This is a genomic window from Alistipes sp. CAG:29 (assembly GCF_000435435.1).
In the GTDB taxonomy this organism is placed as follows: domain Bacteria; phylum Bacteroidota; class Bacteroidia; order Bacteroidales; family Rikenellaceae; genus Alistipes; species Alistipes onderdonkii.
Window position 1 is genome coordinate 72,081 of record NZ_FR893505.1, and the last position, 3,701, is coordinate 75,781.

General features: G+C 54.9%; 4 protein-coding genes and 2 tRNA genes. 5 read left to right on the forward strand and 1 reads right to left on the reverse strand.

Annotation, left to right across the window (positions count from 1 at the left end):
• The 3 genes from QVP03_RS12530 to QVP03_RS12540 form a co-directional block, all read left to right on the forward strand.
• Positions 1 to 212, forward strand: a 212-nt coding sequence (locus QVP03_RS12530; protein WP_288210814.1) for a hypothetical protein, incomplete at its 5' end; no start/stop codon positions are given.
• Entirely contained in the window at positions 209 to 1,072 is an 864-nt protein-coding gene (locus QVP03_RS12535; protein ID WP_022333740.1) for a Cbp1 family collagen-binding glycoprotein adhesin, read from the forward strand. The genes QVP03_RS12530 and QVP03_RS12535, both read left to right, overlap by 4 nt.
• A gap of 396 nt (positions 1,073 to 1,468) precedes the next feature.
• Positions 1,469 to 2,374, forward strand: a complete 906-nt coding sequence (locus QVP03_RS12540) for a helix-turn-helix domain-containing protein (protein WP_022333741.1) — start codon at positions 1,469 to 1,471, stop codon at positions 2,372 to 2,374.
• Between the two features lie 108 nt (positions 2,375 to 2,482).
• On the opposite strand, the gene QVP03_RS12545 is transcribed toward QVP03_RS12540, so the two are convergent.
• Positions 2,483 to 3,007 (reverse strand): GNAT family N-acetyltransferase, encoded by a 525-nt coding sequence (locus tag QVP03_RS12545; RefSeq protein ID WP_022333742.1) that lies wholly within the window; start codon positions 3,005 to 3,007, stop codon positions 2,483 to 2,485.
• Positions 3,008 to 3,346: 339 nt separating this feature from the next.
• Here QVP03_RS12545 and QVP03_RS12550 point away from each other — a divergent pair.
• Both QVP03_RS12550 and QVP03_RS12555 read left to right on the forward strand, forming a co-directional pair.
• Positions 3,347 to 3,420 (forward strand) — tRNA-Thr (locus QVP03_RS12550).
• A gap of 117 nt (positions 3,421 to 3,537) precedes the next feature.
• Positions 3,538 to 3,620, forward strand: a tRNA-Tyr gene (locus QVP03_RS12555).
• Positions 3,621 to 3,701: the final 81 nt, after the last annotated feature.

Genomic DNA, 3,701 nt, shown 5'->3' on the forward strand with positions numbered 1-3,701 from the left:
GTGAAGTAAGACTTCCCTCCCTGCATGAAAAGGCCGTACCGGAAGGTGCGGCCTTTGTTTTTGCCGTCTTCGAGCCCTTCATGCCGGAGTGTCACGTTGCCGATAATGCAGATTTCCCGCGTGTCGTGAAGATTTTTGAACAGGGTATTGTTTTTATATTTATATTTGCCTCCCGAGAAGCAAACAATAACTTAAATCTTAGAAAGTTATGAAGTACGTTACAGCCATGGCGCTGGGCGCGGCGTTCGCCCTCGCATCCTGCGTGAGCAAAGGGACGGTCGTCAGGGTGGAAGACCAGCGGGATTCGCTCGTTTCGGTCGTCAGTGCCAAGGATTCGCTTATAAATGCCGTTTTCGAGGACATCAACGCCATCTCCGAAAACTTGGTGCTGATAAAGACCCGTGAAAACCTGATTTCGGTGGCGGGTGGTAGCGAGGGCGGCCGCCGTCCCGTCGAGGAGATCAACAACGATATCGCGGCGATCGACCGCCTGTTGCAGGAGAACAAGGACAAGATCGCCTCGTTGCAGCGTGCTGCAGTCCAGCTGCGCAAGGCGAACCTGCGTATCGACGGGCTGGAGAAGATGATCGCAGACCTGAATAAACAGCTTGCCGGGAAGAAGGACGAAATCGCCCGCCTGCGGGAGAGCCTGGACAAGATGGGTGTCGAGGTGGAGATCCTGACAGAACAAGTCGCCGAGCAGAATGCCCGGGCGGAAAACCTGAGTAGCGAAAAGGTCGAACTGGAGAACCAGCTCCACACGGTCTACTATATCGTCGGTGCGGAAAAAGAACTCCGCGACGCGCAGATCATCGACAAGCAGGGCTTTATCGGGCGTACGCTGACGGTGAACAACACCAATAACCTGGAGAGTTTTACGAAGGCCGATTCCCGGCTGCTGTCCGAGATCCCCGTCGGCCGGAAAAAGGTGACCGTCGTCACGGCGCAGCCCGAGGATTCCTATCAACTGGTGACGGGGGGCGAGAAGGATAAAATAGTTACGAAATTGCTTATTACTGATCCCGTGCGTTTTTGGGAGTCGTCGAAGATTTTGATTATCAGTTATAAATAATATCATCGCTGCCGGCATTCGTTTGCTGTGCAGTACCTGTGGGGTGCCGCAATTATCGCGGCACCCCGTTTTTTATACGTCCGGCTGTGTTGCGGATCGTTTCCCGTCCGGGTGTGCGGGTGCTTTTCGTGGGATGGACTGTTTTGTGTGGAAAGGCAGTATTTGGCCGTTTGAGGCTACTGTGACATGGGACTGGGATTTCGGGCCGATATGCCTTGCCGGCAAGGTTTACGCACTTTTTTTGCATGTTGGAAATTTTGCGGCCTTCTGTGTAGAAGCGGAAATTTACGGCAGCGAGGTGCTTTTGTATGCAAAAAGGGTGGACGAAAGTGTTTGTTTTTTGTCGGTTATGATTTTTTTGTGTAACTTTGAACAGTTAAACAATCAATCGAATATATGGATCAGACCAAACCGCAGTTTGTGGAGCTGGCATTAAAGGAGAATTGTCCTGCGGATTGTAGTAGTTGTCCTACGTTTCCTGCGCCGTTCCGCCGCATCGGCGATTCGAATTATTGCCGTTTTGCACAGATGACCCTCACACCCGGCGAGGGCGTGACTTTTCCTGCCGACCGTATGGTGCGTATCCTTTTCGTCATGTCGGGGTCGCTTATGATAGAGCATGGCGAGACGATGCGCCTGGTGACTTCGAGGCAGTATGTGTGCCTGGCACGCGGCGAAAGATTCGTTGCGACGGCCCAGGACGAGGCCAATATTGTCGTGCTGTCGCTGATCCACAGGATCGAATTCTGCGAACAGGACATTTTCGACAAGGTGATGCCCTATGATACGGTCATTCCCAATGAGGACGTGCCCAAGCTGGCGATGCATCCGTCGATCGAGCGGTTGCTCGAAGGGCTTTTCATGATCCCGGAGATGAGCGGTTGTTCCCGCTACCACAAGATGAAGGCTACGGAGCTTTTCATGATGATCAAGGTGCTTTATACGCCGACCGAGCATGCCTATTTCTTCCAGTCGATGATTCAGCCGCAGGACAATTTCCGTGTCTTCGTGTGCAACAACTACGACAAGGCACAGGGCGTAGCCGAGCTGGCTGCCCTTGCGGGCATGAGCCTTTCGGTGTTCAAGCGTCGTTTTGCCGAGCATTTCAACGACAGCGTTTACCATTGGATGATGCGCCAGAAGGCACTCAAGATTTTCTCGGACATACGCGACGGCGAAGACAGCACGAAGGCGCTGATGAACAAGTATGGGTTCCGCCACTATACGCAGTTCAGCCGTTTCTGCAAGAATTACCTGCAGGCGACGCCTGCCCAGCTGATCGCTTCGATCAAGGAAGGGTAGTCCCTGTATGTCGCCCCCGGCCTGGACTGGGACGAGGCTGTGCCGGCAGCGCGGGGGTGTTGTCGGGAGTTGGAACCGGGAGGAACCGCCTTCCCGGTTTTTTTTGTTTCAGGGGCGCGGCAGCCGGTATACGTTGAGGTCGGTGAACTCCCCGTCGGCGAGCTGCTCGCCGCGTACTTCGATGCGGTCGAGCCTGAAGCCGAGGCGCAGCGGGATCCGGTTGCTCCGCAGGTTGCCTGCGGCGCATTTGATTTCGACATTCTCCATGCCCATTTGCCCGAAGGCCGTGCGGCAGAGCGCTTCCACGGCTGCGGTCATAAGTCCCCTTCCCTGATATTCGGAGCGGAGCCAGTAGCCGATCTCGATGGTGCGGGTGGTGCTGTCCGCCGATTTGAACCCGATAAGCCCCGCGAAGGCATCCCCGACGCGCAGCGTGAAGACCGGGTTGGCCGGGTCGGCCAGCATGGCGGCGACCACTTCGCGGGTCTGTTCCACGCGGTGCGTCGCGGCCACGAACGGGAGCCAGCGCCCGAGGTGTTCGCGCTGCGTGTCTATGGCCGTAAAGATGTCCGGGGCGTCGTCCGCACGGAGCGGGCGTAACCCGAAGTCATCGGGCAGGGGGATCGCGTTCATGGCGTATTGTGTTTGTCCGGCCAAAGATAACGAATTTCCCGTGATTTATATTATTGTTAATATATAAATAGGTGCGGCGGCTTTTTGCCCGGGCTTGCGGTGCGGTGCGGAGCCGTTCCGGGCGGGAAGGTGGTAACCTTCGGCCGCCGGGGTGATATTTTTCGGATAAGCTGTTGTAAAATATAAAACTTTTCCTATCTTTGCACCCGATTTCATCCCTGAAATAACGGCGGCTGAATGACGTTCTTTGAGAAGAGTAAAAAAGTAGAAAATTTATCGGGATTTATTTGGCTGGTAAATTTTTTATGCCTACTTTTGCAATCCAAAACGGTTGATTTTGCCGATGTAGCTCAGTTGGCCAGAGCAGCTGATTTGTAATCAGCTGGTCGGGGGTTCGAATCCCTCCATCGGCTCGGAAAGCCGACGCGAGGAAGGGGAGAGATCTCCGCACAGCCCGGGCAGCGGCAGGACGAAAGCCTCAGAGGGGATTCGGTGCAATGCGGAATCCGTCCGTTCGGGGCAGACAATTTGGGAAGTTACCAGAGTGGCCAAATGGGGCAGACTGTAAATCTGCTGGCGTACGCCTTCGGTGGTTCGAATCCATCACTTCCCACTAAAAAAGTGCCGGTTGGAGTTGCAAGATTTCCAGTGGTGCCCGCCTGCGGGCATCGCGGATGGAGAGGGCTGACTCTGA